The organism is Shewanella submarina, from assembly GCF_042646185.1.
GTDB classification, from domain to species: domain Bacteria; phylum Pseudomonadota; class Gammaproteobacteria; order Enterobacterales; family Shewanellaceae; genus Shewanella; species Shewanella corallii.
This window is the reverse complement of the sequence record NZ_JBHRTD010000023.1, coordinates 40,679-66,397: the sequence shown is the minus strand read 5'-3', so window position 1 is coordinate 66,397 and position 25,719 is coordinate 40,679. Positions and strand designations below refer to the sequence as shown.

Here is a 25,719-nt window from a genome sequence, read left to right as displayed (position 1 = left end):
ATGACCAAGCGTTATGTTCTCGTGCACGATGAAAACAAGTGCATCGGCTGTCAGGCCTGCAACGTGGCCTGTCGCAGTGAAAACAATGTACCTGAATCGGTAACCCGATTGCAGGTTCGTATCGAAGGCCCTTACGGCAACTACCCGCATCTGCACTTCAAGTACAACCGGGTGTCCTGTGAGCAGTGTGAAAACGCCCCCTGCGTAAAGGTGTGTCCAACCGGCGCCGCCTATGTGGACGACAACGGCATTGTCTCCATCAAGGAAGACAAGTGTGTTGGCTGCCTCTACTGTGTGGCCGCCTGCCCTTACAAAGTGCGCTTTATCAACCCTGAAACCCGGGTACCGGACAAGTGTAACTACTGTAAGGACACACGTCTGGCCCGCGGCGAACAACCTGCCTGCGTCAGCGTATGTCCAACCCAGGCTCTGGTGTTCGGCGATGCCAATGATCCGGACAGCGAAGTTCGCAAGGTACTGGATACCAAACCAAGTTATCAGCAAAAGGTACACCTGGGCACTCAACCACGCCTGTACCGTATTCCTGGCCGTAAAGGAGGGATCCAAGCATGAACAATATCTGGGGCTCCATGGAGCAATATGATCCCGTCGTCTGGAACTGGATTATCGCCGTCTACCTGTTTATGGCCGGTCTCTCCGCCGGCTCCATGTTGGTGGCAATCGGCCTGAAGTGGTACAAACAGGCCCGCGGCCTGCCATCGGAAGGTCTGCCGGTTATCAAGGCAGCCGGGGTGCTTGGCCCACTGGCTATCTGTCTGGGTATGGCGCTGCTGGTACTGGATTTGACCAAGCCGTTCCACTTCTACCTGATTTTGATTAACTACAACCTGACCTCTGTGATGGCCTGGGGTGTGATTGCCCTGCTGCTGTATATCCCACTGGTGTTTGTATTCGCAGGTTTGGTATTTGAAAAACAGGTGCTCAAGTTCGCTCCCTGGCTGGGCGGGGTATTAAAAGCCTGCCGTCAGGTAGAAGGCACGCTGAACAAGTTAATCTTCGCCCTGGCGCTGGGTGTGGGTGTGTACACAGGCTTCCTGCTGTCGGCCATGATCAGTTACCCAATCCTGAACACCGCCGTACTGCCTGCGCTGTTCCTGGCCTCAGCACTGTCTGTGGGCTCAGCCGGTAACATCCTGGTGGCGACTTTGTTCTTCAGCAAGAAAGAGTCTGACTGTATCGAGCAAGTACACAGAATCGAGTACCCGGTCGCCTTTAACGAAGCCCTGTGTCTGGTGCTGCTGTTTGTGGGTCTGAACTTCTCTGGTCCAGCGGCTCAAGCCGCTACTTCAGCCATTACCACAGGTGCCTGGGCCGGGGTATTCTGGATTGGCGTAGTGGGTCTGGGCCTGGCGGTACCGGTACTGGCTTCCACTCTGGCGCCCAAGTCCTGGAAACACAGCAAAGGCTTTTTGATTGCTGTCTCCAGCTGCACCATCCTTGGGGTACTGGCACTGAGACACTTCGTGGTGTACGCCGGTCAGAGCTACATCAGCTAATCCCAGGCGTTTAACTCCTACATCACCGACAGACACAACGAAAAAGGGGCGCCAATCGGCGCCCCTTTCTTATTCAATTTACAGCCAGAACAACTTGTCTATACAAGCCAGGCTGCATCCGGCTCCAGCTTAGAACTTATAGCTGGCCTGTACGCCGAACAGCAGGATGTTACCTGATACTTTACCATCAAAGGCTCCGCCAAAGGCTGCAGATGGCATTTCATCTTCATGCATAGTTGACTCATCAGCAAAGATATAAGTAACACCGAAGTCCAGATCCAGGTTATCACTGAGCTGATATCCATAACCGGCACTCAGCCACAGACGGTCCACTTCAGGGATTGTCGCAGTGCGATACTCATCATCAACAGCGGCAGTGTCATAAGCAACACCCGCGCGCAGAGCCGACTTATCTGTTAACTGGTAAGTTGCACCTAAGGCAAAGCGATAGTTGTCCTTCCAGTTCTCCTGTTTTACCAAGATTGGCTGTGCAGATATTGATGGAATTTTAGCTTCAAGCTTCTCAAAAGAGCTCCAATCGGTCCAGTTGATGCTGGCGTGCATAGCAAACTTGTCACTCAACTGATGAAAAGAGGCGATTTCTGCAGTAGCAGGCAGACTCAGCTCCATCGCTCCTGAATAAGCTTTACGGGGATCTTTTGGATCAAAACCCAAACCGTTTGCATCACCTTCCAAATCGAGATCTACAGCTGAGCGGTAGCTAACACCGATCCGGTTACTGTCGTTAATCTGCCAGGCAGCGCCCGCTTGCCAACCGAAAGCGATATCATCGCCTTTCATATACTTAAGTGGCGTGCCTTGAGGCAAAATCATATCAATTGAAGCAGGTGAAGTGGCGCCGAAACTACCTTCGCCGTAAACCAAACGTAAACCCCAACCGATACTCAGTTGATCGTTCATGCGATAGCCGATATTTGGGTTGAACTCCATTGTGGTTATCGAGGCTTCATTACCGAACTGAGTACCCAAAAATGAATCATCCAGTTCAGTCGCCATACCAAAGTTGGTGCCCATAGCCAGGCCAACTACCCATTGTTCATTCAGCTGATGAGAAACATAGAAGTTAGGCACGAAAGCAGTGTGCGCAATATCGTCAGCCGTTGTAGGTGTGTAGATTAGCTCATCTGAAACAGGGCTCTTATTTATTACCTGCCCCTCTACATCAATATTAGGCACAACCAGAATACCACCGGCAGAAACCTGAGTTCCCTTGAGATAGGTCAGCATAGCCGGGTTACGGAACTGGGCTGCGGCATTGTCGGCCATCGCCGCTTCACCTGCATAAGCACGGCCCAAACCTGTGGAAGAGTATTCAGCCAACTGAAAACCGGCTGCCTGAACCTGAGCCGTCATCCCCAAAAGCGCCGAAGCTACGGCAAGAGTCAATGTACGCTGTTTCATTGTTATTCTCTGTTTGTTTACGACAACAAATTAGAGTTAGCACTCTAAAATTTAGTCAGGCAGTGTACTCATGCAGCATATTTTTGCAATAACGGAACCCGAAACAGCATAAATCACCACAAAATATGCCGAACACATACCTAAATGTGAGCACCTTCACCAAACCTATGGAATTCATGGCGTACAAACTCAGAAAAAAGCTCGCTGAAGCCAAGAGAAAAAACGAAACAAACACAACAAAAAAACCTAAAAATCAGCAAGATAAAATAAATACAACTTAAAAACACATGTACCGAATTTATCAAGATTCAAAGCAGAACAAATCACTAACACATGTACAGACAGTCTAAAAACCACTCAACCGAAAACACAAAACAACTTTAAATTCAAGAAGATATAAAAGCCACACCAAACTAAAAAAGAAAAAGCTGCATAAGCCTGGGCTCATGCAGCTTGTTCAGCGAACAGGCGTGGTACACGCGTACGCCTGACTATTGTCTCCAGGCAGGGACTTGAGTTTCGTATCCAGCTATTGCATCGCTGTGCTCCAGAGTCAGGCCAACAGCATCCAGGCCGTTAAGCAGCTTATGACGGGCAGAAGGGGCAATTTCAAACACAAACTGGGACCCCGAAGGCGAAGTCACAATCTGGGACTCGAGATCCACAGTGACAGCCGCGCCCTCTGCCGCCATCACTTCATCCATAATCAGCTGAACCTGCTCTTCAGCAAGTGCCACCGGCAGCAAACCATTATTAATGGAGTTGCCATAGAAAATATCGGCAAAGCTGGGAGCAATGATCACCCGCAGTCCGTAATCTGCCAGCGCCCAGGGAGCATGCTCCCGGCTGGAGCCGCAACCAAAGTTCTCACGGGCCAGCATAATAGACGCCCCTTCAAATCTGGGTTTGTTCATCACAAAATCAGGATTGGGTTGCTCGCCGGCGTCATCCAGATAACGCCAGTCATGGAACAGGTGCACACCAAAACCGTCACGGGTCACTTTGGACAAAAACTGCTTGGGAATAATCTGGTCTGTGTCCACATTGGCATTATCCAGCACCACAGCCAGACCTATATGTTGAGTAAATGCTTGCATGTTCAGGCTCCGGTAGCTGTCTGTGAAGGTTGACGAATATCGACAAAGCGACCGGCAATAGCGGCAGCCGCAGCCATAGCCGGGCTCACCAGGTGGGTACGACTGCCCCGCCCCTGACGCCCCTCGAAGTTACGGTTACTGGTTGAAGCGCAGCGATCGCCCGCCTCCAGCCTGTCATCATTCATCGCCAGACACATGGAACAACCTGGCAAACGCCATTCGAAACCGGCAGCCATAAACAGCTTATCCAGACCTTCAGCTTCAGCCTGCAGCTTGACCTGCCCCGACCCCGGCACCACGATTGCCGTTACGCCATATGCCACCTTGCCACCTTTGATTTGGGCAGCGGCAGCACGAAGATCCTCAATGCGGGAGTTGGTACAGGAACCAATAAACACCTTGTTGATGGCGACATCTGTCATACGGGTACCGGCTTCCAGCCCAATATAATTGAGGGCTTTCTCCATGGAATCCCGTACTGAGGCATCAATATGATCTCTGGGGTTGGGCACAGGCTGATCAATTGCGACCACCTGTCCGGGATTGGTTCCCCAGGTCAGTTGCGGCGCAATATCTTCTCCCTTGAGCTCAACCACAGCATCGAAGCTGGCACCATCATCTGTTTTCAATGCCTGCCAGGCTTCCACCGCCTGCTGCCAGGCATCACCTGATGGCGCAAACTCACGGCCTTCCAGATAGGCCACTGTCTTGGCATCAGGTGCCACCAGCCCGGCCTTGGCGCCCATTTCAATGGCCATGTTGCACAGGGTCATACGACCTTCCATGGAAAGATCGCGAATCGCTTCACCGCAGAACTCCACCACATGGCCAGTGCCGCCATCCATACCTATCTTGCCGATAATGGCCAGCACAATATCTTTGGCTGTAATGCCCTCGCCGACTTTGCCTTTAACCTCAACCTTCATGGTTTTGGCTTTCAGTTGGCGAAGGGTTTGAGTCGCCAGCACATGCTCTACCTCAGAGGTACCAATACCGAAGGCCAGCGCGCCAAAAGCGCCATGGGTAGCAGTGTGGGAATCGCCACATACAATCACAGTGCCCGGCAGAGTAATGCCCAGCTCAGGCCCCATCACATGAACAATGCCCTGATTGGGATGGTGAATGTCATACAGGCGAATGCCGAACTCTTTGCAGTTCTGCGCCAGGGTTTCCACCTGAGTGCGGGCCATGGGACTTAAAGCATCCAGACTGGCACTCTTGGTGGAGGTGTTGTGGTCCATAGTGGCAAAAGTTTTTTGAGGTGCACGCACAGGACGACCCGCGGCCTTTAACCCGCTGAAAGCCTGAGGCGAGGTCACCTCATGTACCAGATGACGATCAACGTAGAGGATCGGAGCCTCTCCATCGGGCTCAGTCACAACATGGCTGTCCCAGATCTTTTCATACAGGGTTTTAGGCGTTTGGTTATTGGCAGCTTGGGTATTAGCAGCTTGTGTCTTGTCAGTCATCAGATCCCCTCCGCAACGGCCTTGGCGATAAAGTCACCCATCTCTGCAGTGGTTTTGGCTGCGGCAGCATCTGTCGCCAGTTCGCCTGTCAGGAAGCCTTCTGACAAGGCCTTGCCCACGGCGCGCTCGATGGCCGCAGCAGCGTCCTCCTGTTTAAGACTGTGACGCAGCATCAAAGCAGCAGACAGGATCTGAGCAATCGGGTTGGCAACCCCTTTACCGGCAATATCCGGCGCGCTGCCACCGGCAGGCTCATACAGGCCAAAACCTGACTCATTCATACTGGCAGATGAGAGCAGTCCCATGGAGCCGGTTAACATGGCGATTTCGTCAGAGATGATGTCACCAAACAGGTTAGAGCACAGCATCACATCGAACTCGTCAGGACGGCGCAGCAGCTGCATGGTGGCATTATCGATATAGATGTGTTCCAGAGTGACATCAGGGAACTCTTTGGCGACCTCTTCTACCACCTCGCGCCACAGCACCGAGCAGGCCAGCACATTGGCCTTATCCACAGAGGTCACCTTGCCGCGACGGCCACGGGCCGTTTCAAAGGCGATAGTGGCGATACGACGGATCTCTTTGCGGCTGTATCTCATGGTATCGAAAGCTTCCTCAGCCTCGCCTTCACCCTGACGGCCTTTTGGTTTACCAAAGTAGATGCCGCCGGTCAGTTCACGCACACACACCAGATCAAAACCGCGGGCGGAGATATCGGCGCGCAGCGGGCTTAAGTGCTCCAGCCCTTCGTGGAGCTTGGCCGGACGCAGGTTACAGAACAGACCGAAATGGGCACGCAATGGCAGCAAAGCGCCACGTTCAGGTTGGCTGTCAGGTGGCAGACCTTCCCACTTGGGACCACCGACCGAGCCAAATAAAATGGCATCGGCGGCTTCACAACCTGCCAGGGTTTCTTTGGGCAATGGGCAACCATGATTGTCGATGGCAATACCGCCAATATCGTACTCACTGTATTCAATGTTCAGCTCGAATCTTTGCTCAGCAGCCGCCAATACCTTACGCGCCTGCGCCATCACTTCCGGGCCAATACCGTCGCCCGCCAATACTGCAATCTGGTAACTCATACTCCACCTAACTCCCTAGCTTTTTGAATCTCTTGTTTTTTATCTGCAACTTCATCGGCTCTGTGCACCAGGTTCATCACATGCACCAGAGCTCTGGCTGACGCTTCAACCACGTCGGTCGCCAGCCCCACGCCGTGGAAATTACGGCCATGGTAACGGGCGGTAATATCCACCTGGCCCAGGGCATTCTGGCCTTCTCCTTTGCCGCCCAGCTTATAGGAGGCGATATCTATCTTGCGGTCGGTCGCTCTGGCGATGGCGTTATAGGCCGCATCGACAGGACCATTACCTGTTGCCGCTTCTGTCACTTTCTCGCCGCCAATCTCCAGTCTGACGGTAGCGGTCGCTTCACCCTCTTTGGAGTCTGAGTGCACCACCAGTTGCTTCAGTCGGTAGTGGTCATCGTCCTGGCGCTGAGCCTTAATAAACACCAAAGCCTCGAGGTCGTAATCAAACACCTGTCCCTTCTTGTCCGCCAGCTTGAGGAAGGCCTTGTACAGAGCATCCATGTCATAGTCCTGCTCGCTATAACCCATCTCACTCATGCGGTGCTTAATGACATGGCGACCAGAGCGTGAGGTCATATTCAAGTTGTTGCGGGTCAGGCCTATGCTTTCCGGCGTCATAATTTCATAGGTGTTCTGAGCCTTTAACATGCCATCCTGGTGAATACCGGATGAGTGACTGAAGGCATTGGTGCCGACAATCGCCTTGTTGGACTGGATTGGCATATTGCACAGCTGACTGATCAGGGCCGATGTTCTATGGATCTCTTTGGCGTTGATATTGGTCTCCAGTCCCAGCAGATGCTTGCGGGTTGCCAGAATCATGGCCACCTCTTCCAGCGAGCAGTTACCGGCACGCTCACCGATTCCATTAACAGTACACTCAACCTGTCTGGCCCCCGCTTGCACCGCCGCGATGGAATTGGCCACAGACAGGCCGAGATCATCATGGCAGTGAACCGAGATCACCGCCTCGTCGATATTGGGTACACGGTTAAACAGGGTCTGAATAATGCCGCCAAATTCGCTGGGGACTGTGTAGCCCACAGTGTCAGGGATATTGATGGTGCGGGCACCGGCTTTGATCGCCGCTTCTACCATGCGGCACAGGTTATCTATCGGTGTGCGACCGGCATCTTCACAGGAGAATTCAACATCGTCGGTAAAGCGGCGTGCATATTTAACGGCGCCTACCGCCATATCCAATACATCATCGAAAGAGCGCTTGAGCTTGCTCTGTACATGAATATCCGAGGTGGAAATAAAGGTATGAATACGGAACTGATCGGCCACACTCAGTGACTGGGCAGCGGCATCAATGTCCTTTTCCAATGCCCGGGACAGTGCACAAACCCGACTGTTTTTAACTTCTCTGGCAATGGTTTGCACCGACTCAAAGTCACCGGGAGAAGATACAGGGAAGCCAACTTCCATCACATCGACTCCCAGACGTTCCAGGGCCAGAGCAATCTGCAGCTTCTCCTTCACTGACAAGCTGGCTGCCAGCGCCTGCTCCCCATCCCTTAACGTCGTATCAAAAATTATCACACTGTCAGTCATATCCTTCTCCACTGCCCTGCATCTCCACTGCTCAGGAGACAAAAAAAACCCCGCGACATTTGCGCGGGGTTATGGAATTTGGTTGTTAACACTTAACCATGATTAAACCTTCCGCGCTTCTGGTGCCAGAATGAGTAGGTTTAGTAGCAACTGAGTTGAAAAGTTATGCATTAAGTTAGTATCTATTTTCAGTTTATGGTTAAGATAACGATTAACTTTTAACCCGCTGGGCTAAAAGGTGTCAACCAAATTTTGTTCAAGTTGCAGAAACTTTGGTCGCATTGATAATTCATTAGATCTCTCCGGTGGAGGTAAAATTGATCTCAGCCTGCAAAATTTCTGCAAACCTTGTTACCATGATGGGAGCAATTTGCACATTCCCCTTTCTCCCGGAGCGTTAAATGGATTTATACGCCTTCATTCTCGGGATCACCCTGAGTATTACAGGCATGGGCGCACATGCGGCCATGAGCAAGATGGATCAGCTCAATCAACTGGTTTATCAGTCTCCCTCGTTGGCCCAACAGCAGATCTCTGAACTGGAGAATCAGCTCTCCCCCTCATCACCGCCAATTCATGCTGTCAGACTGCAAATGCTCAAGTGCGAGCTTCTGATCCAGCAAGGCGAATACCAGGCAGCCATTCAGCTGGCCTCACTGGGGAGGGTTAACGCAAAAAAGCATGATCTTGAGCAAACCGTTCCCTACTTCAATGCCTGTGAAGCGGAAGGACAAGCCAGTACAGGCGATTTCAAATCAGCAATGCCATTACTGGAAACCGGTATCGCTCAGGCCAAGCAATTCAAACAGCCACAGGCGCTTGCCAATCTCCTGCGTATGCGCGGCCAGTTGGATACAGATCAGGAAAACTATCTTCCTGCGATGGAAGACCTGAGACTGGCACTTGATGTTGCCGAGCAGTACCACACCCAGGAAAACTCCTGGACCTGGCCTCCACACGCCTACTTATTAAGTGCAATGGGTAACCTTTTGTATGCCAGCGGTGACCTGCTGCAAGCGGTACAGTACGCTTACCGGGCACTGGAGCAGGATGATGCCAAAGGTAAGGTTCGCCATATCCTGCTGCTGAATGCAGCAAGAATGTTGAGAGATGCCGGTGACTACAGCGCCAGTGAAAATCTGTTGAATGAAGGCAAGCAATTACTGCCCACTTTATCTACTCAACTGGAGCAAGCATACAGTTACGCCATCATAGCCTCCATCGAAGTGGAGAAGGGCAATTTCAGCAAAGCTGAAGAGCTTGCCCAGCAAAGCCTGTCGACCTTCGTCAGATTCCGTCAACGTCTGAGCATAATGCAAACCAACAGGTTATTGGCCGACATTAAGTTCGAGCAGGGCAAAGCTGCAGAAGCTGTGGACTATACGCTGGCCGCCATCAATACCGCACAGCAAATGGGACAGCAGGGCTATCTGCAACAACTTTATCTGACCCTCAGCGATTACTACGAAAACAGAGGTGAGGCCCAGCTGGCATACGACAATCTGCAATTGGCTTTCCAGGCAGCGCAACTGGCCAATAAGCAATTGGCTGATATCAGGTTTGTTCAATACAAAGCACGGCTGAACCGGGAGCAAAGCGCAGAGCCCACGAGTGTTAATGAATCGGCTATTCTGATTCCGCTGGGCTGGATGTGGGTACTGGTCATATTGGGCGTGATACTGCCGGCCACCTGTCTTTACCTGCTGATTTATCGCAAGCAGAAAGTCACCACCGACTTCAGCATCAGCAGTCGTGCGCCAATCCACTATCAGGTGCTGGAATTGGCGATGAACAACGCCAAGCGGGCTCAGAATCCGTTAACCATTTTACTGTTTGGCTTAAGCCCCACAGTGGCAGATGATCTTCCGACTCTGGAGGAGAAAATAAAGTCCAAACTCAGAGAGCAGGACAAACTGGTTTACCTGTCTCCCGAGTCTTTGATGGTGATCTTGCCAGGTACTTCCCACACGGGTGCACAGCAGGTGATGGAACAACTGATTGGCCGCATACAGCCCTGGCACAAGCACGCCATCATCAGCATAGGTGTCGCCAGTATGCAGCAGTTTGACACCTCCACCTCACTGGTCAAACGGGCGATGGCGAGTCAGGTTTCCAGACAAAAGTCCAATGAAGTCAAGTTGTACCAGATAGGTGCCCGGGGTTAGCCCCGGGTCAGGTAAGATTCAATCTCATCCAGGAAGGCATTACCGAAGCGCTCAAGTTTGCGCTCTCCCACGCCGTTCACCGCCAGCATTTCCGCTTCGGTGGTGGGCAGCATGGATGCCATTTCTGCCAGTGAAGCATCATTGAATACCAGATACGGCGGCACATCATGCTCCTCTGCCAAGGCCCGTCGCAACACCTTGAGTCGGGCGAACAGTTTTCTATCGTAGTTGATGGGCGCCTTGGTTGAATTACGGCGGCGAGTGGTGACCGGAATGGCAAGACGCGGTACCGCCAACATCAATGCCACTTCCCCTTTGAGCACAGGTCTGGCCGATGGGTTTAGCCTGACCCGGGACCCCCGGGTAATATCCTGACTGGCCAGTCCCAGGTGAATAAGCTGACGGGTCACACTGAGCCAATGCTCATGACTCTTGTCTTTACCTATCCCCCAGGTCGACAGCTTGTCATGACCTCTATCCACCACATTGGCAGCCTTGGAACCCCGCAACACTTCAATCAAGTGATTAATACCAAAACCCTGATTCAACCTGTAAATACATGACAGTACCTTCTGGGCATCCTGAGTACCGTCATACTGCTTGGGCGGATCCAAACAGATGTCGCAGTTGCCGCAAGGCTGATTGGCACTCTCATCAAAGTAGTGCAGCAATACCTGACGGCGACAGGTTTGAGCCTCGGCAAAAGCTGCCATTGAGTTTAATTTATGGTGCTCCACCTGTTGCTGTGGCCCCGGCTCATGCTGCTCAATCAAATGACGCACCCGACCGATATCCGCCGGGTCGAACAACATAAAAGCTTCGGCCTCCATCCCATCACGACCGGCACGACCGGTTTCCTGATAGTAGGACTCGATACTCTTGGGAATATCATAGTGCACCACATAGCGCACATTGGACTTGTTAATCCCCATCCCAAAGGCCACTGTTGCCACCACGATATCCAGCTGATCATTGATAAAACGCTCCTGCACACTGGCGCGTTCATCCTGAGTCATGCCCGCGTGGTAACCTTCGGCTCTGTAACCCTGCAGACGCAGGCGCTCAGCCACTTCATCCACCCGGCGGCGACTGCCACAATAAATAATGCCGCTGGCACCTTTCTGTGACTCGATAAACTGACGCAGCTGGTTGGAAGCATTCAATTTTTCCGCCACTGTGTAGCGAATATTGGGCCGGTCAAAACTGGATAGCAGGGTATAAGGCGTGATGCTCAAGCGGTCGCATATATCTTTTCTGGTCGCCTCATCTGCAGTCGCAGTCAGCGCCATTAAAGGGATATGGGGAAATTCCTGCTTAAGCTTGCCCAGGGACGCGTATTCAGGGCGGAAGTCATGGCCCCACTGACTGATGCAGTGAGCCTCATCAATGGCAAACAGGCTGATATTCCATGAGTGCAGGCGATCCATAAAATCGCCCCCCATGAGTCTTTCAGGCGATACATAAAGGAGCTTGATCTCCCCCATGCGCAACTGGCGGTAAACCTCCATCGCCTGCTCTCTGGGCAGAGTTGAATTCAGAAATGCGGCGGAAATCCCAGTCTGGAGCAGGCTATCAACCTGATCTTTCATCAGTGATATCAGGGGAGAGACCACCACGGTCAAACCGGGCAGCATCAGCGCGGGAAGCTGGTAACACAGGCTCTTGCCTCCGCCTGTAGGCATAATCACCATGCAGTCCTCTCCACGGCAACTGCGCTCAATCACATCCTGTTGGCCGTCGCGAAATTCCCTGTATCCAAAGACCTGTTGCAAACAGCCCAGGAAGGGATCCTGTGGAGACATTTGTGTGTTTTCTTGCATGCTGACCCTGAAAAACAACCCCGAAAACAGACACCCTCAACGGGTGCCAAAGCGCCCTATTCTACCTGCAATGACGATGAAAATGCAGGCACTATCAGCGGCAAATTCAGATAATGGTAATTGCCCAATCCGGTCATAGGGTTGCAGCCTGGCAACACGAAGTTATAGAGTGATAACTCCACTTTTTAACGGATTGAAAAGTATGTCCCAATCAGAAGCTATCTCAGAGAAAGTTCTGGCAATGGTGGCTGAGGTATTTGACCAACACATCCCTTTCCATAACCTGCTGGGGATGAGAATCCAGCGATATGACCTGGAAGGTGTCGAGGTCACGGTAGAAATGAAGCCTGAATTGATAGGCAATATCCATCAGCAGATCCTGCATGGTGGCGTGACTGCAACGGTATTGGATGTTGTGGGTGGACTGACAGCATTCGCTGCGCTGGTCGCCGGTCGGGACGACTGGCAGGAGGAAGAGCTGAGGGCCAGATTACAAACCCTGGGTACCATAGATATGCGGGTGGACTATCTTCGTCCAGGTCGTGGACAAAAGTTTACCGGTACCGGCCAGGTGATTCGCTCCGGCAATAAGGTCTCAGTTTGCCGAATGGAGCTGCATAACGAATCCGGACAACATATTGCTTTTGGAACAGGCACCTATTTAACCGGCTGAGCATTCAGCTAATAAAAGCTTATCTTGTATATACAAGTTCAAGACAGTGAAATTTGTGCAGCATGCCGCCACTTCTGCTGACAATTCCACCGCCAGGCCTTACAATCGCCGGCCTTGTCTGAACGAATCTGATATCCATGGAAAATACTGAACACCGCAAAGGGGTGGCATTGGCCCTTTGCGCATACAGCCTTTGGGGATTTGCCCCGCTCTACTTTAAGTTGCTGCAACAGGTGTCAGCGACCGAAATTCTGCTGCACCGCATCATTTGGTCCTTCGTCTTTATGATGCTGCTTATGACCTTTGTTGGTAATTTCAAAAAGGTCCGTGATGTTCTGAAGAACCCCAAACAGCTCGGCATTCTTTGCATCACATCCGTGTTGATCGCAGGTAACTGGCTGCTGTTCATCTGGGCGGTTAACAATGACCATATGCTGGATGCCAGCCTGGGCTACTATATCAACCCCTTGATTAACGTCATGTTGGGCATGGTGTTTCTGGGCGAGCGCCTGCGTAAACTGCAGTGGCTTGCTGTCACGCTGGCCGCCATTGGTGTCGCAATTCAGTTGATCTCATTCGGCTCTGTACCTGTGGTATCCATCGGCCTTGCTGTTTCTTTTGGCCTTTACGCCCTGTTGCGTAAGAAGGTAAACATTGATGCTCAGAGCGGCCTGCTGCTGGAAACCGCGCTGCTGGTTCCTTTGGCTATTGGCTACATTATCCTGATGCCTCAGGATGCCAGCGCCAACATGCTGACCAACAGTTGGGATATGAACCTGCTGCTGATAGCCGCGGGTATTGTTACCTCCATTCCTCTGTTGTGTTTTGCCGGTGCCGCGATCCGCATCCCTCTGACCGTACTTGGCTTCTTCCAGTACATTGGCCCAAGTATTATGTTCATGCTGGCTGTGGTGCTGTATGGCGAGCCTTTCGATATGGAAAAGAGCATTACTTTCGGCTTTATCTGGCTGGCACTAATCGCCTTTACCATGGATATGGTTTACAAGCGCAAGCGTGAAATCAAAGCGGCTGAATAACAAAGAAGGGAGCCAATCGGCTCCCTTTGTTATTCTAGGGTCTGTTGACCTTTCATGGTTGAATTTTGCTCGAGATAGACGCGCTTTAATCGCGGCGCTAGGTGTGCTGCCTAGTGGGCCTAAGCAAATACCTGGCAACAAAGAGTAAAGCGCGGATAGCCGAGCCCTTCGGGCAGCGTTTGTCGTCGCTTTCTACTGCATTAACGCTCATTTATGTAGAACAACTACACTTCAATCGCGTTGCTTTGTATAAAACAACGACAAAGAGCTGCAAAAACCATCTTCAAAGGTCAACAGACCCTGGCTCAAAGCGCCTTCATCAGTCGCTCGGCATCATCCGTCGTCACCATTATCAGATAGTCCTGACGGGTCGGGATCACCACCCAATCACCCTGTCCACCGGCGACCAGCGCCTTTCGGCCATCCTTCAGTCTGAACCAACCCAGCTGAAATCCCGGCATACCAATACCGTTGCTGCGCAGATCCGGCATTAAGCCCGGCTCCTCATTACGGTCCCACTGGCGAATACCAGCAGATAAAATATCGGTACGCGACAAGGTCACGCCATAGAAAGGCACATCCAGTTCGAACTCTTTCATATCCAGTGCAATATTGGCGCTTTGCGCCTTGTACCACACCCAGGAGAACATGAGGATGACGCCAATCATCAGAGTACCTGAGACTTTCCTGGCCGCATCCGGCAAGGACTTGCGCCACACCAACAACAGCACGCCAGCCAGTATCAACAGCAATACCAGAAAACTCAGATTCCCGGTACTGCTGAGTTGCGCAATATCGTATGTCTGTTCATGCATAGCAGGACTTTCCCATTTTCCCCTTCGGAAGCTCAGACTTGCACGCAAGACATATTATGTCAACTTAAGCGATCGCTTTCAGCTCCAGTGCCAGTATTTTTGAACGGCGTTGCAGGTTATAAATCTGCTGCTTTTTCGCCGGCAGAGCATCCACTTCAACTATGCTGAAACCCTGCTCAAGAAACCAGTGAATGCTGCGGGTCGTCAGCGCGAACAGTCTGTCATAACCTCTGGCTCTGGCCTGACCTATGATCTGCTGTAACAACAGGCTGCCTCTGTCTGCATCCCGATAGTCCGGGTGAACCACCAGACAGGCAAATTCACCGGCGTTATCTTCTTCAAACGGGTACAAAGCGGCACAGCCGATAATCAAACTGTCCCGTTCGATCACCATAAACTGCTCGATTTCCATCTCCAGCTGTTCACGGGAACGGCGCACCAGTATGCCCTGCTCTTCCAGTGGCCGAATAAGATTCAGTACACCGCCAATATCCGCAATATTGGCTCTGCGCAGGCGTTCGGCGCTCTCGGTGACTATCTGGGTGCCAATGCCCTCCCGGGTAAACAGCTCCTGCAACAGGGCACCATCTTCCTGGTGGCTGATAAGGTGACATCTGGGCACACCACGTCGGCAGGCTTCTACACTGGCACCGATAAACGCCTGGGCTGAGGCGCAAATGTTATGCTGTGGCTGAGAAACATAGGCCTGGGCTTCATTGGGCATCATTTCACTGATCACCAGGCCTTCGTCATCCAACAACCCCTGCTGTTGGCTAAAGCCAATGATCTTGTCAGCCTTAAGTCGAATAGCCACCTGAGTTGCGACCTCCTCCGCAGTGAGGTTAAAGCTCTCGCCGGTCACTGACGCGGCGATAGGCCCAAGCAGCACAATACAATGTTTGTCCAACTGGCTTTGCAAACCTTCCACATCGATACGACGCACACGACCGGACAGACAATAGTCCACACCATCATCCACTCCCAGGGGCTGAGCAATCACAAAATTGCCGCTGACCACATTGATTTTGGCTCCCTGCATCGGAGTATTGGATAAGCCCATAGACAGGCGGGCGGTAATATCAAACTGCAGTGCGCCACACACCTGCCTGATAACCTTGAGGGAAGATTCATCTGTTACCCGGATATCGTTATGAAACCCGGCTTCCAGACTTCTTTCAGCCAGTTCACTGTCTATCTGTGGACGGGCACCGTGAACCAGCACCAGGCGAATCCCCAGGCTATGCAGCAGCGCAACATCATTGATGATGGCTCGGTATTGCCCGGTTTCAATGGCTTCTCCTCCCAACATCACCACAAAAGTTTTCCCTCTGTGGGCATTTACGTAGGGGGCAGAATGACGAAAGCTGTCAATCAGCTGCGCGGTGGCGGCGTTCAATGGACTACCTCACTGTAAACCATACAAATTCATTTAAACCGAATAATAATGCATTAATATGCAGATAAAAAGCATTTGTTCGCACCAAAGCCAGATTGGAGTGAGAGTTTGATCACAGTGAGTTAGCGAAACGGCCAAAAGATGGGAAAACACAGGCGAAAAAAAAGCCCCTCATGAGAGGGGCTTTTCCAAGAACTGCTATAAAACCAATTACTTGATTTTAGCTTCTTTGTAGATAACGTGCTGACGGATTACAGGATCAAACTTCTTGATCTCCATCTTTTCAGGCATGTTACGCTTGTTCTTGTCAGTAGTGTAGAAGTGACCAGTCTTGGCGCTTGATACCAGCTTGATCTTCTCGCGATTACCTTTAGCTTTAGCCATGATCTATTACACCTTCTCGCCGCGGGCACGAAGTTCAGCAACAACTACTTCGATACCTTTCTTATCGATGATACGCATACCTTTAGTGGAAACACGCAGCTGTACAAAGCGCTTTTCAGTTTCCAACCAGAAACGGTGGTTCTGCAGGTTAGGTAAAAAACGACGACGGGTCGCGTTTTTTGCGTGCGAACGGTTGTTACCAACCATTGGTCGCTTGCCAGTAACTTGGCATACTCTTGACATGTCAATCTTCTCCAAAAAACAATTTTAACGCTCGAGCATTAATGTGCCTCGTATGGCCGTCGCCCGAGGCACACGAAGGGCGCATTTTATACAGGATTGCCGGGGAAAGATCAAGCGGTGATTAAGTAATCCACCCTCTTTCTGCAAAGGAAACTATCTCACGATCCCCTACAACCATATGATCCAGCAAGGATACGTCTATGGTTGCCAACGCATTTTTCAATCGCTCAGTTATTCGCCGGTCAGCCTGACTGGGCTCGGCGATACCAGACGGATGATTATGACAAACAATGACGGCCGCAGCATTATGCTCCAGCACCATAGCCACCACTTCTCTTGGATAAACCGAAGCCGAGTCTATGGTTCCACGGAATAATTCGATAAATTGAATTACCCTGTGTTGGCTGTCCAGCAGCAAGATGGCAAACACTTCATAAGACCTGTCTGCCAACTGTGTCATCAGGTAATCCCGGGTTAAATCAGGATTGGTCAATACCTGCCCTCTGAGCAGGTTTTCGCGGGCAATACGGCGCGCAATTTCTGCGGCCGCCTGAAGCTGCGCGTATTTTACCGATCCCACGCCATGAAGTCGACATACCTTGGGCTTAGAAGCGCAAAACAGTGCTCTTAAACCACCAAATTCTGTCAAAAGCCGCCTGCCAAGGGCTACTGCACTCTCTCCCCGGGCACCATTTCGTAATAATACCGCCAGTAATTCCGCATCAGAAAGCGTGCCACTGCCGTGTTGCAACAACTTATCCCTGGGGCCTTCCCCCTCTGGCCAATCCTTTATTCCCATACTGTCTTCCCTGAGCCAACTCCCAAACAAGTATGGTTCAGTTTCAGAAATCGGCCTGGCAGATACCATGTTGTACATAAAACAAAGAAATCAGAGTCTGTTGCGATAACACTGATACCTAACCCAAATGGGAATATGGTAAGGTTAGCGCCATTGGATTGAGCCTTGGGAAAACGACCGTGAGCCTGAATCACAAGAAAATTTTGTTGGGTATTGGCGGAGGTATTGCCGCCTATAAAAGTGCAGATTTGGTTCGCCGCCTGAAAGAACGTGGCGCCGAAGTGCGCGTGGTAATGACCCAAAGTGCTATGGAGTTTATTACGCCTTTAACACTGCAGGCGCTGAGCGGTCACCCCGTAGCCTCAGACTTGCTGGATCCCACTGCTGAGGCCTCTATGGGCCATATCGAGCTGGCTCGCTGGGCCGACCTGTTTGTTATCGCGCCAGCCACGGCGAATGTGCTGGCCCGTATGCAGGTTGGCATGGCCGATGAGCTGCTGACCACCTGTGCCCTGGCTACCGGCTCTCCGGTTGTTGTATGTCCAGCCATGAATCAGCAGATGTATCAGCACCTTGCAACTCAACATAACCTGAAGGTTCTGAGTGAGCGTGGCATTCATATCTGGGGGCCAGGCGCAGGTAGTCAGGCCTGTGGTGAAATTGGCCCCGGACGTATGCTGGAACCTTTGGATATTGCACAGCGCTGCGAAGCCTTCTTCGGTGACAAGCCACTGAAAGGTCAAAAGCTGTTGCTGACCGCAGGGCCAACCCGCGAAGCCATTGACCCGGTGCGTTATATCTCCAATCACAGTTCAGGCAAGATGGGCTTTGCCATCGCCGCCCGCGCAGCTGAAATGGGTGCCGAAGTCACTCTGGTTTCTGGCCCGATTAATCTGCCAACCCCAATTGGGGTGAATCGCATTGATGTGCAATCAGCCAAGCAGATGCTGGATGCGGTAATGGCTGAAGTCGCCACCCAGGACATATTTATTGGTTGCGCGGCCGTGGCCGATTATCGTCTGGATAAAATTGCCGAGGCAAAGATCAAGAAGTCAGCGGAATCCATGCAGCTTGCACTGGTTCGCAATCCTGATATCTTAGCCACGGTCGCGGCACAGGATGCCCGACCTTTTACTGTTGGCTTTGCTGCAGAAACCCATGACGTTGAACATTACGCCAAAGATAAAATGCAGCGTAAGAAACTGGATATGATAGCCGCCAACGACGTATCTATTTCCGGACAGGGCTTCAACGCCGATACCAATGCACTGAAAGTCTTCTGGCCACAGGGCTGTGAAGAGCTGCCAGCAACAGACAAGTACACCCTCGCCGGGCAATTGCTCGGTTTGATCGCCAGAGTTAAAGAAGCAAGATGAAAACACCTATTGAACTGAAAATCCTGGATTCACGTATCGGCTCTGAGTTCCCATTGCCAGCCTATGCAACTCCCGGCAGTGCAGGAATGGATCTGCGGGCCATGACAGAAACCACTCTGACCATAGCTCCCGGCGAAACCGTGCTGATCCCAACAGGTATCTCTATCTATGTGGCAGACCCTTCTCTGGCGGCTGTCATTCTGCCTCGCTCTGGTCTGGGACATAAACACGGCATTGTGCTGGGCAACCTGGTTGGTCTGATTGACTCCGATTATCAGGGACCTTTGATGGTGTCCTGCTGGAACCGCAGCAGCGAACCTTTCACCATTGAGGTGGGCGATCGTCTGGCGCAGCTGGTATTTGTCCCTGTGGTTCAGGCCGAGTTCCGTTTGGTGGATGAGTTTGCCAATACCGATCGTGGTGAAGGCGGATTTGGTCACTCTGGTACCAAGTAAGAAGGTACTTATTACCGGGCTGACTGCCAGTTCGGGCATCAAATAATAATACTCAGCGTTAACACCGCTCCGCGCCTGTGGCTGCCAACATTGGATTGTGCAGTGCCCGGCAGAGCGGCTCCTGCTGAATAAAAGTTGTAATTGAGCGAAGGATACTGCAATGGCCGTAAGCCAAAAAATCAATCGTCGTGAACACATTCTCCAATGCCTGGCACAGATGCTGGAAACCAATCCAGGAGAACGTATCACGACCAAAAAACTGGCTGCCGAAGTAGGCGTTTCCGAGGCGGCGCTGTACCGTCATTTTCCCAGCAAAGCACGGATGTTTGAGGGGCTGATCGACTTCATCGAAGAGTCATTGCTGACCCGCATCAATCTCATCATGGATGAGGAAAAAGACACTATGCGCCGCTGTCAGCTGTCACTACAGCTGCTGTTGGTATTCGCTGAACGCAACCCGGGCATTTCCCGCGTATTGAACGGCGATGCACTGTTGGGAGAAAACGAGCGCCTGCGCAGCCGTATCAGCGGTTTATTTGCCAAGATTGAAACCCAGCTGAAGCAGATCCTCCGCGAAAAAACTCTGCGTGAAGGCAAAGGCTTTAACCTTGATGAAGCGATTCTCGCTAACCTGCTGCTCGCCGTCGCCGAGGGCCGAATTGCCCAGTTCGTGCGCAGTGAGTTCAAACTCAAGCCAACTTCCCACTTTGATCAGCAGTGGACCTTTATCCAGCAGCAACTACTGCAAAGCTGAGTCAAAGTATCCAGTGAAAATGCCGCCACAGCGCGGCATTTTTTTTTGTGCCTAAAATTAGTCCCTAGGTGGAATTGATCTTATTGGAACACCTGCCATAGAGTAAAAAACAAGCGATGAATAATAACGCCAAGGAACAGGTATGCACAAAATCACCAAACTATTTGCCGTTATGCTGGCAATTTCGGGCACTCAGGCGCAAGCCGAAAACGCCAACCTTAGGCTGGCAGAAGTATTTGCCAAAGGCAGTCAGTTCTTCAACCCTAAAATTTCTCCGGGAGGAGAATACATAGGGGTGGAATCTAAAGTCGACGGTAAAGACATCCTGGCAATATTGGATATCAAAACCCTCAAGCCGATACATGCTGTGCACTTTGGTGAACGTGGCCAGGTGGGTAATTTCCACTGGGTCAACGATGACAGATTGGTAGTGTCAAAAGAATACCTGAAAGGCTGGAGTGACTCTCCTCTCTACTATGGCGAGATGCTGGCGACCAATGTCGATGGCAGCAGAACCTCCTATGTGTTTGGCTATAACAACCAAAACATGCAAACCGGCTCCAACATCAAGCGCTCGACTTCTATCAAAGCCACTGGCTTTATGCTGGATCCTCTGCACGACAATCCAAAGAAAATGCTCGTCTCAGCCATTCATTGGGATAACTCAAGAACTCTGGACTACGACAAAGCGAAATATGTTTACGAAGTCGATGTCTATAACGGTAAGCGCAAGCGAGTTACCAAAGGACCCATTGGTAATACTGCATTTATGACTGACCACAATGGTGATGTCAGATTCGCCATGGGACGCAACGCTAATTCAGATATCAAAATCTTCCGCTGGGAAGACAGAGACTGGGTCGATACAGACAATATCACTGGCTTGGACCTAAACGGTTTTGGACCAATCTCATTTGCAGAAAGTGACCAGGCTATCTACGCCGAGGCCAGTACAAATGGTGAACCCCGCAAAATACTACATATTGACCTGAAAACAGGAAAACAAACTCCCATCGTCAGTGATGAATCAGTAGAAGCAAGTAACTATTGGATTGATGGAGCCACCAAGAAGCTCTATGCGGTGGAATTTGAAGATGGCTACCCCACTTACGCCTTCGTTGATAAAAAGAACCCGAAAAGCCAGTATCTAAAAAAGTTGCTGGCCACACTCCCCGGCCATCAGGTACGCATTGTCAGCGAAAATCGTGACGCTAATAAGTTCTTGATACACGCATTTAATGACAGAAATCCGGGGGACTTCTACCTGTTCACCACGGATCCTGTAAAGCTGCAGTATCTTTTCTCCTCCAAAAAATGGTTGGATCCTGAGCAGATGGCAGAGGTCAAACCCATAGAATTTAAAAACCGCGAAGGTCATATCATCAAAGGGTATCTGACCCTACCCGCCAACACGGAAGCAAAAAACCTGCCTATGGTAGTCGTTCCCCATGGCGGCCCGCATGGCCCTCGCGACTGGTGGCAATTTGACTCAGAAAATCAGTTGCTGGCCCAGAAAGGCTTTGCCGTGCTTCAAATTAACTTCCGAGGCAGTGGCGGTTATGGCGATGCCTTTGAGCAGTCAGGTTATTTACAGTGGGGCACAGGTATTCAACACGACATTATCGATGGTACTAAATATGTGATTGAACAAGGAATCGCTGATGCTGATCGTATGTGTATTTCCGGTGGAAGCTTCGGCGGTTACAGTGCCCTTCAAAGTTCAGTGATAGAGCCAGATATGTTCAAGTGTGCGATAGGCTTTGCTGGAGTCTATGACCTCCCAATGATGTACGAGGAGGGGGATGTCCAGGAGCGTCGCTCCGGCGTCAGCTATCTGCAAAGAGCCATAGGTACAGACCAAGCCGTACTTAAATCAATGTCACCCACATATAATGCCCACAAAATCAAAGCCGCGGTCATGTTGGTTCACGGTGGTGACGATGAGCGAGCTCCAATCGAGCAATATGAAGCCATGGCAGAAGCGCTAAAGAAAGCCAATCACCCGTTCCAAACTTTGGTGATGGACGACGAAGGTCATGGCTTCTACAAGGATGAACACAGGGCGAAATACTATGCCGAGATGCTGGCATTCCTGGAGCAGCATCTGAACTAATTTCGCCTATTGAATAACGAAAACCGGTTAGCCCAAATACTTGAGTGGGTTAATCGGTTTTTTTATGGGTCAAAATGTATGAATCTTCCACAAATCGCGGTATTCTCCTCCCCCCTGAACGTCAGCCCAATCCGGCGGCCAGGTGAGTTTTTTGTGGAGGTAATATGGCATTAAGTGAAGCAGCATCTCAGGTGCAGGCGGCTCTGTTGGAGCGTGGACTGGAAACCCCAATGACGCCCAATACCCTGTCATCCAATGAGCGCAAAGTGAAGATTGAAGAGCATATGCGCGCCATTATGGAGCTGATGTCATTGGATCTGAGCGACGACAGCCTGATGGAAACACCAAAGCGTGTCGCCAAAATGTATGTCGATGAGATCTTCTCCGGCCTGGACTATTCCAACTTCCCCAAGATCACTGTTATCGACAACAAGATGCAGTTTGATGAAATGGTGCGGGTACAGGACATCAGTGTGACCAGTACCTGTGAGCATCATCTGGTGACCATAGACGGCGTAGCCACTGTCGCTTACCTGCCACACACCAAGATTATTGGCCTGTCCAAGATTAACCGAATTGTGCGCTTCTTTGCCCAGCGCCCTCAGGTGCAGGAACGTCTGACTCAACAGGTGCTGGTTGCCCTGCAGACACTGCTGGAAACCAAAGATGTGGCGGTAAAAATAGATGCGGTGCACTACTGCGTGAAATCCCGCGGCGTGATGGATGCCACCAGCTCCACTACAACTACTGCACTGGGCGGTATCTTCAAGTCCAATCCGGCTACCCGTGCTGAGTTCCTGCTGAAGGCCTGATGCCTTCAAAGCAATAAAAAACGCTGCAATCATGCAGCGTTTTTTGTATCCATCATTTGTGACTTAAACGTCTCAGATACAGTTAAATTCCATACTGCTCGCGGTAGGCACTCACGGTTTCCAGCTCTTTCTCCATACCAGGCTTTTCGGCCAGGTAAGCAATCAGGTCAGCCAGCTTGATAATGGAAATCACGGCGCAGCCGTAGTCACGCTCAACTTCCTGAATCGCAGACAGCTCGCCCTTGCCTTTCTCCTGACGGTCCAGCGCAATCAGTACACCAGCCAGAGACGCTTCGTGGGCGTTGATGATATCCATGGACTCACGGATAGCAGTACCGGCAGTGATCACATCATCCACCAGCATGACCTTGCCTTTCAGCTCGCTACCGACCAGAGAGCCACCTTCACCGTGGTCTTTCTTCTCTTTACGGTTGAAGCAGTATGGCATGTCCACATCATGGTGCTCAGCCAGAGCTACAGTGGTAGTGGTCGCGATTGGGATACCTTTGTAGGCAGGACCAAAAACCAGGTCATAGTCGATGCCTGAGTCCACCAGAGCGGCTGCATAGAAGCGACCCAGACGGGCCAGGTCACGACCTGTATTGAACAGGCCAGCGTTAAAGAAGTAAGGACTCTGACGGCCCGACTTAAGCGTAAATTCGCCAAATCTCAATACCTGACGCTCAAGGGCAAACTCAATAAACTCACGCTGATAGGCTTTCACTCTAACTCCTCACTATTCTCTTTCTAGGGTCTTTCCTGGGGTACCTGGTGCAAATATCTGTATTTCAGTTTTTTGCACTTAAAAAAAGGACCCTCAACGGGTCCTCTTTTAAAAAATCAATTCAGTGCAGCTTTCTGCACATCAATAATCTCGCGAATGCCATGCTTGGCCAGATCCAACATGGTCAGCAACTCTTCGTGGCTGAACGGCTCGCCTTCTGCAGTGCCCTGAACCTCAATAATCTTGCCGGTTTCAGTCATCACCACATTCATATCAGTTTCTGCAGCGCTGTCTTCAACATATTCCAGGTCACAGATAGCTTCACCGTCGAAGATACCTACACTGACCGCAGCGATCAGGAACTTCAACGGATTGGTTTTCAGTGAACCTTTGGCACGGGCCCAGTTAAGTGCATCAACCAAAGCCACACAAGCACCGGTAATTGCAGCAGTACGGGTACCACCGTCAGCCTGAATCACGTCACAGTCGATAACAATGGTGTTTTCGCCCAGAGCCTTCATATCCACGGCAGCGCGCAGAGCACGACCGATAAGACGTTGGATCTCCTGAGTACGACCGGATTGCTTGCCACGGGCAGCTTCACGATCCATACGGCTGTGGGTAGAACGAGGCAGCATACCGTACTCGGCAGTTACCCAACCCTGGCCTGAACCTTTCAGGAAGCGAGGCACGCCTTCGGTAAAGCTGGCAGTACACAGCACCTTGGTTTCACCAAACTCAACCAACACAGAGCCTTCAGCATGGGCAGTGAAGTTACGGGTGATGGTGATTGGACGGGTCTGGGCCGGAGTTCTGTTACCTGGACGCATGGCAATTCCTGTCTTGTTATCTGTAAACACGCAAATTTGGCTGGATATTATAGGGAGTTGCAGCGCCGGATGCCATGCCAACAAAGACAAAGCCGCTCACAAGATGATCATCAATAACAAAGCTGAGCCTGAATCACACCACAAATTCAATTGGATAAGATCCCTGTCTCGCTTTCAATCCTGATTGAATACTCCATGTGCAGGTTCGCAGCTTTCACATAAGGGTATATAATCCCTTCGACTAACTTTCAGATATTCAGGAACTCACATGATCCAAAGCATGACAGCCTATGCCCGCATCGAGCACAAAGCCGATTGGGGAACTGCTTCTTGGGAAATCCGCTCAGTAAACCAGCGTTATCTGGAAACTTACCTGAGACTGCCAGAGCAATTCCGCAGCCTGGAGCCTGTCCTGCGTGACCGTCTGCGCAAACGTTTGCACCGCGGTAAAGTGGAGGTGAACCTGAGAGTCGAGCTGGCCGACAAAGCTGATGCCGAACTGCAGGTCAACAAAGAGCTGGCCAAGCAACTGCTGGGCGCTGCCAACTGGCTGAAGCAGGAAGCTGGCAACGGTGAAATCAGCCTGACCGATATTCTGCGCTGGCCGGGTGTTGTCGCCACTGCCGAGCAGGATATGGATGCTATTGGTGTCGAACTACTGACTGCTTTCAATGGTGCCGTCGATCAGTTTATCGAAGCCCGAGGCCGTGAAGGTGACGCCATCAAGGCCATGCTGGAGACCCGCCTGGACGCCGTTATGGCACAGGTTGCCATTGTGCGTGAGCACATGCCTAAGGTGATGCAGTATCAGCGTGACAAGCTGACCAATCGTCTGGCAGAGATCCAGGGCGAGCTGGACCCAGCCCGTATCGAACAGGAAATGGTACTGCTGGCACAAAAGCAGGATGTTGCCGAAGAGATGGACCGCCTTGAAGCCCACGTAACCGAAGCCCGCCGTATCCTTAAAAAAGGTGGCGCAGAAGGCCGTCGCATGGACTTTATGATGCAGGAGTTCAACCGCGAGTCGAACACCCTGGCCTCTAAGTCCATCAGCAGTGAAGTCACTGCCGCCGCTGTAGAACTGAAGGTTGTAATCGAGCAGATGCGCGAACAGATCCAGAATATGGAATAAACTCTGACGAGCCCAGTTTTGACCTAAAAAGCC

General features: G+C 51.3%; 24 protein-coding genes. 11 read left to right on the top strand and 13 right to left on the bottom strand.

The annotated features are described in order from the left end of the window. Together ACFOE0_RS23075 and nrfD are read left to right on the top strand one after the other, a co-directional pair. Entirely contained in the window at positions 1 to 573 is a 573-nt protein-coding gene (locus ACFOE0_RS23075; protein WP_115138738.1) for a 4Fe-4S dicluster domain-containing protein, read from the top strand. After that, on the top strand, positions 570 to 1,517 hold the full coding sequence (gene nrfD / locus ACFOE0_RS23070; protein WP_248937614.1) for an NrfD/PsrC family molybdoenzyme membrane anchor subunit: 948 nt from the start codon (positions 570 to 572) through the stop codon (positions 1,515 to 1,517). The genes ACFOE0_RS23075 and nrfD overlap by 4 nt, the downstream gene beginning before the upstream one ends. Positions 1,518 to 1,646: 129 nt before the next feature. Here nrfD and ACFOE0_RS23065 read toward each other — a convergent pair whose 3' ends face one another. The 5 genes from ACFOE0_RS23065 to leuA all read right to left on the bottom strand — a co-directional run bounded on the left by ACFOE0_RS23065 (position 1,647) and on the right by leuA (position 8,158). Continuing rightward, on the bottom strand, positions 1,647 to 2,939 hold the full coding sequence (locus ACFOE0_RS23065; protein WP_248937613.1) for an outer membrane protein transport protein: 1,293 nt from the start codon (positions 2,937 to 2,939) through the stop codon (positions 1,647 to 1,649). Positions 2,940 to 3,430: 491 nt separating this feature from the next. Then, the gene (gene leuD, locus ACFOE0_RS23060; protein WP_248937612.1) at positions 3,431 to 4,036 is read right to left on the bottom strand and encodes a 3-isopropylmalate dehydratase small subunit; all 606 of its coding nucleotides are present in this window, start codon (positions 4,034 to 4,036) and stop codon (positions 3,431 to 3,433) included. A gap of 2 nt (positions 4,037 to 4,038) precedes the next feature. Beyond that, a complete protein-coding gene (leuC, locus tag ACFOE0_RS23055; protein ID WP_248937611.1) occupies positions 4,039 to 5,505 on the bottom strand; it encodes a 3-isopropylmalate dehydratase large subunit in 1,467 nt (488 codons plus the stop codon). Next, complete coding sequence (leuB, locus tag ACFOE0_RS23050; RefSeq protein WP_248937610.1) at positions 5,505 to 6,593, bottom strand: 3-isopropylmalate dehydrogenase; 1,089 nt, start codon at positions 6,591 to 6,593, stop codon at positions 5,505 to 5,507. Before leuB ends, leuC begins: the two co-directional genes overlap by 1 nt. Continuing rightward, complete coding sequence (gene leuA, locus ACFOE0_RS23045; RefSeq protein ID WP_115138732.1) at positions 6,590 to 8,158, bottom strand: 2-isopropylmalate synthase; 1,569 nt, start codon at positions 8,156 to 8,158, stop codon at positions 6,590 to 6,592. The genes leuB and leuA overlap by 4 nt, the downstream gene beginning before the upstream one ends. Before the next feature lie 401 nt (positions 8,159 to 8,559). Here leuA and ACFOE0_RS23040 point away from each other — a divergent pair, with 401 nt between their 5' ends. Further along, positions 8,560 to 10,323, top strand: a complete 1,764-nt coding sequence (locus ACFOE0_RS23040) for a hypothetical protein (RefSeq protein ID WP_248937609.1) — start codon at positions 8,560 to 8,562, stop codon at positions 10,321 to 10,323. On the opposite strand, the gene recQ is transcribed toward ACFOE0_RS23040, so the two are convergent. Then, entirely contained in the window at positions 10,320 to 12,125 is a 1,806-nt protein-coding gene (gene recQ, locus ACFOE0_RS23035) for a DNA helicase RecQ (protein WP_248937608.1), read from the bottom strand. The two genes, ACFOE0_RS23040 and recQ, sit on opposite strands and share 4 nt — an antisense overlap. A 220-nt stretch (positions 12,126 to 12,345) precedes the next feature. On the opposite strand from recQ, the gene ACFOE0_RS23030 reads away from it, so the two are divergent. Both ACFOE0_RS23030 and rarD read left to right on the top strand, forming a co-directional pair. After that, positions 12,346 to 12,816 (top strand): thioesterase family protein, encoded by a 471-nt coding sequence (locus ACFOE0_RS23030; protein ID WP_248937607.1) that lies wholly within the window; start codon positions 12,346 to 12,348, stop codon positions 12,814 to 12,816. Positions 12,817 to 12,953: 137 nt separating this feature from the next. After that, positions 12,954 to 13,853: an EamA family transporter RarD gene (gene rarD / locus ACFOE0_RS23025; protein WP_248937606.1), complete on the top strand. Its 900-nt coding sequence runs from the start codon at positions 12,954 to 12,956 to the stop codon at positions 13,851 to 13,853. 305 nt (positions 13,854 to 14,158) lie between these two features. On the opposite strand, the gene ACFOE0_RS23020 is transcribed toward rarD, so the two are convergent. The 5 genes from ACFOE0_RS23020 to radC all read right to left on the bottom strand — a co-directional run bounded on the left by ACFOE0_RS23020 (position 14,159) and on the right by radC (position 17,490). Next, positions 14,159 to 14,668: a PH domain-containing protein gene (locus ACFOE0_RS23020; protein WP_248937605.1), complete on the bottom strand. Its 510-nt coding sequence runs from the start codon at positions 14,666 to 14,668 to the stop codon at positions 14,159 to 14,161. Positions 14,669 to 14,732: 64 nt separating this feature from the next. After that, a complete protein-coding gene (gene argA / locus ACFOE0_RS23015) occupies positions 14,733 to 16,064 on the bottom strand; it encodes an amino-acid N-acetyltransferase (protein WP_248937604.1) in 1,332 nt (443 codons plus the stop codon). Between the two features lie 210 nt (positions 16,065 to 16,274). Then, positions 16,275 to 16,448, bottom strand: a complete 174-nt coding sequence (gene rpmG / locus ACFOE0_RS23010; RefSeq protein ID WP_011758450.1) for a 50S ribosomal protein L33 — start codon at positions 16,446 to 16,448, stop codon at positions 16,275 to 16,277. A 6-nt stretch (positions 16,449 to 16,454) separates the two neighbouring features. Further along, on the bottom strand, positions 16,455 to 16,691 hold the full coding sequence (gene rpmB, locus ACFOE0_RS23005; RefSeq protein ID WP_011758449.1) for a 50S ribosomal protein L28: 237 nt from the start codon (positions 16,689 to 16,691) through the stop codon (positions 16,455 to 16,457). A gap of 121 nt (positions 16,692 to 16,812) precedes the next feature. Beyond that, complete coding sequence (radC, locus tag ACFOE0_RS23000; RefSeq protein ID WP_248937603.1) at positions 16,813 to 17,490, bottom strand: RadC family protein; 678 nt, start codon at positions 17,488 to 17,490, stop codon at positions 16,813 to 16,815. A gap of 179 nt (positions 17,491 to 17,669) precedes the next feature. Between radC and coaBC the strand changes: the two genes are divergently transcribed. The 5 genes from coaBC to folE all read left to right on the top strand — a co-directional run bounded on the left by coaBC (position 17,670) and on the right by folE (position 23,000). Then, a complete protein-coding gene (gene coaBC, locus ACFOE0_RS22995; RefSeq protein WP_248937602.1) occupies positions 17,670 to 18,866 on the top strand; it encodes a bifunctional phosphopantothenoylcysteine decarboxylase/phosphopantothenate--cysteine ligase CoaBC in 1,197 nt (398 codons plus the stop codon). Then, on the top strand, positions 18,863 to 19,321 hold the full coding sequence (gene dut / locus ACFOE0_RS22990) for a dUTP diphosphatase (protein WP_115138723.1): 459 nt from the start codon (positions 18,863 to 18,865) through the stop codon (positions 19,319 to 19,321). The genes coaBC and dut overlap by 4 nt, the downstream gene beginning before the upstream one ends. Positions 19,322 to 19,481: 160 nt before the next feature. Next, complete coding sequence (gene slmA, locus ACFOE0_RS22985) at positions 19,482 to 20,075, top strand: nucleoid occlusion factor SlmA (protein ID WP_115138722.1); 594 nt, start codon at positions 19,482 to 19,484, stop codon at positions 20,073 to 20,075. Positions 20,076 to 20,217: 142 nt separating this feature from the next. Further along, positions 20,218 to 22,188, top strand: a complete 1,971-nt coding sequence (locus ACFOE0_RS22980) for an alpha/beta hydrolase family protein (protein ID WP_248937601.1) — start codon at positions 20,218 to 20,220, stop codon at positions 22,186 to 22,188. Between the two features lie 164 nt (positions 22,189 to 22,352). After that, a complete protein-coding gene (gene folE / locus ACFOE0_RS22975) occupies positions 22,353 to 23,000 on the top strand; it encodes a GTP cyclohydrolase I FolE (protein ID WP_248937600.1) in 648 nt (215 codons plus the stop codon). Between the two features lie 82 nt (positions 23,001 to 23,082). Here folE and pyrE read toward each other — a convergent pair whose 3' ends face one another. Together pyrE and rph are read right to left on the bottom strand one after the other, a co-directional pair. Further along, positions 23,083 to 23,724, bottom strand: coding sequence for an orotate phosphoribosyltransferase (gene pyrE, locus ACFOE0_RS22970; RefSeq protein ID WP_248937599.1), 642 nt, complete (start codon positions 23,722 to 23,724; stop codon positions 23,083 to 23,085). A gap of 116 nt (positions 23,725 to 23,840) precedes the next feature. Then, complete coding sequence (gene rph, locus ACFOE0_RS22965; RefSeq protein WP_115138717.1) at positions 23,841 to 24,554, bottom strand: ribonuclease PH; 714 nt, start codon at positions 24,552 to 24,554, stop codon at positions 23,841 to 23,843. 268 nt (positions 24,555 to 24,822) lie between these two features. Here rph and ACFOE0_RS22960 point away from each other — a divergent pair, with 268 nt between their 5' ends. Beyond that, complete coding sequence (locus ACFOE0_RS22960; RefSeq protein ID WP_248937598.1) at positions 24,823 to 25,686, top strand: YicC/YloC family endoribonuclease; 864 nt, start codon at positions 24,823 to 24,825, stop codon at positions 25,684 to 25,686. Positions 25,687 to 25,719: the final 33 nt, after the last annotated feature.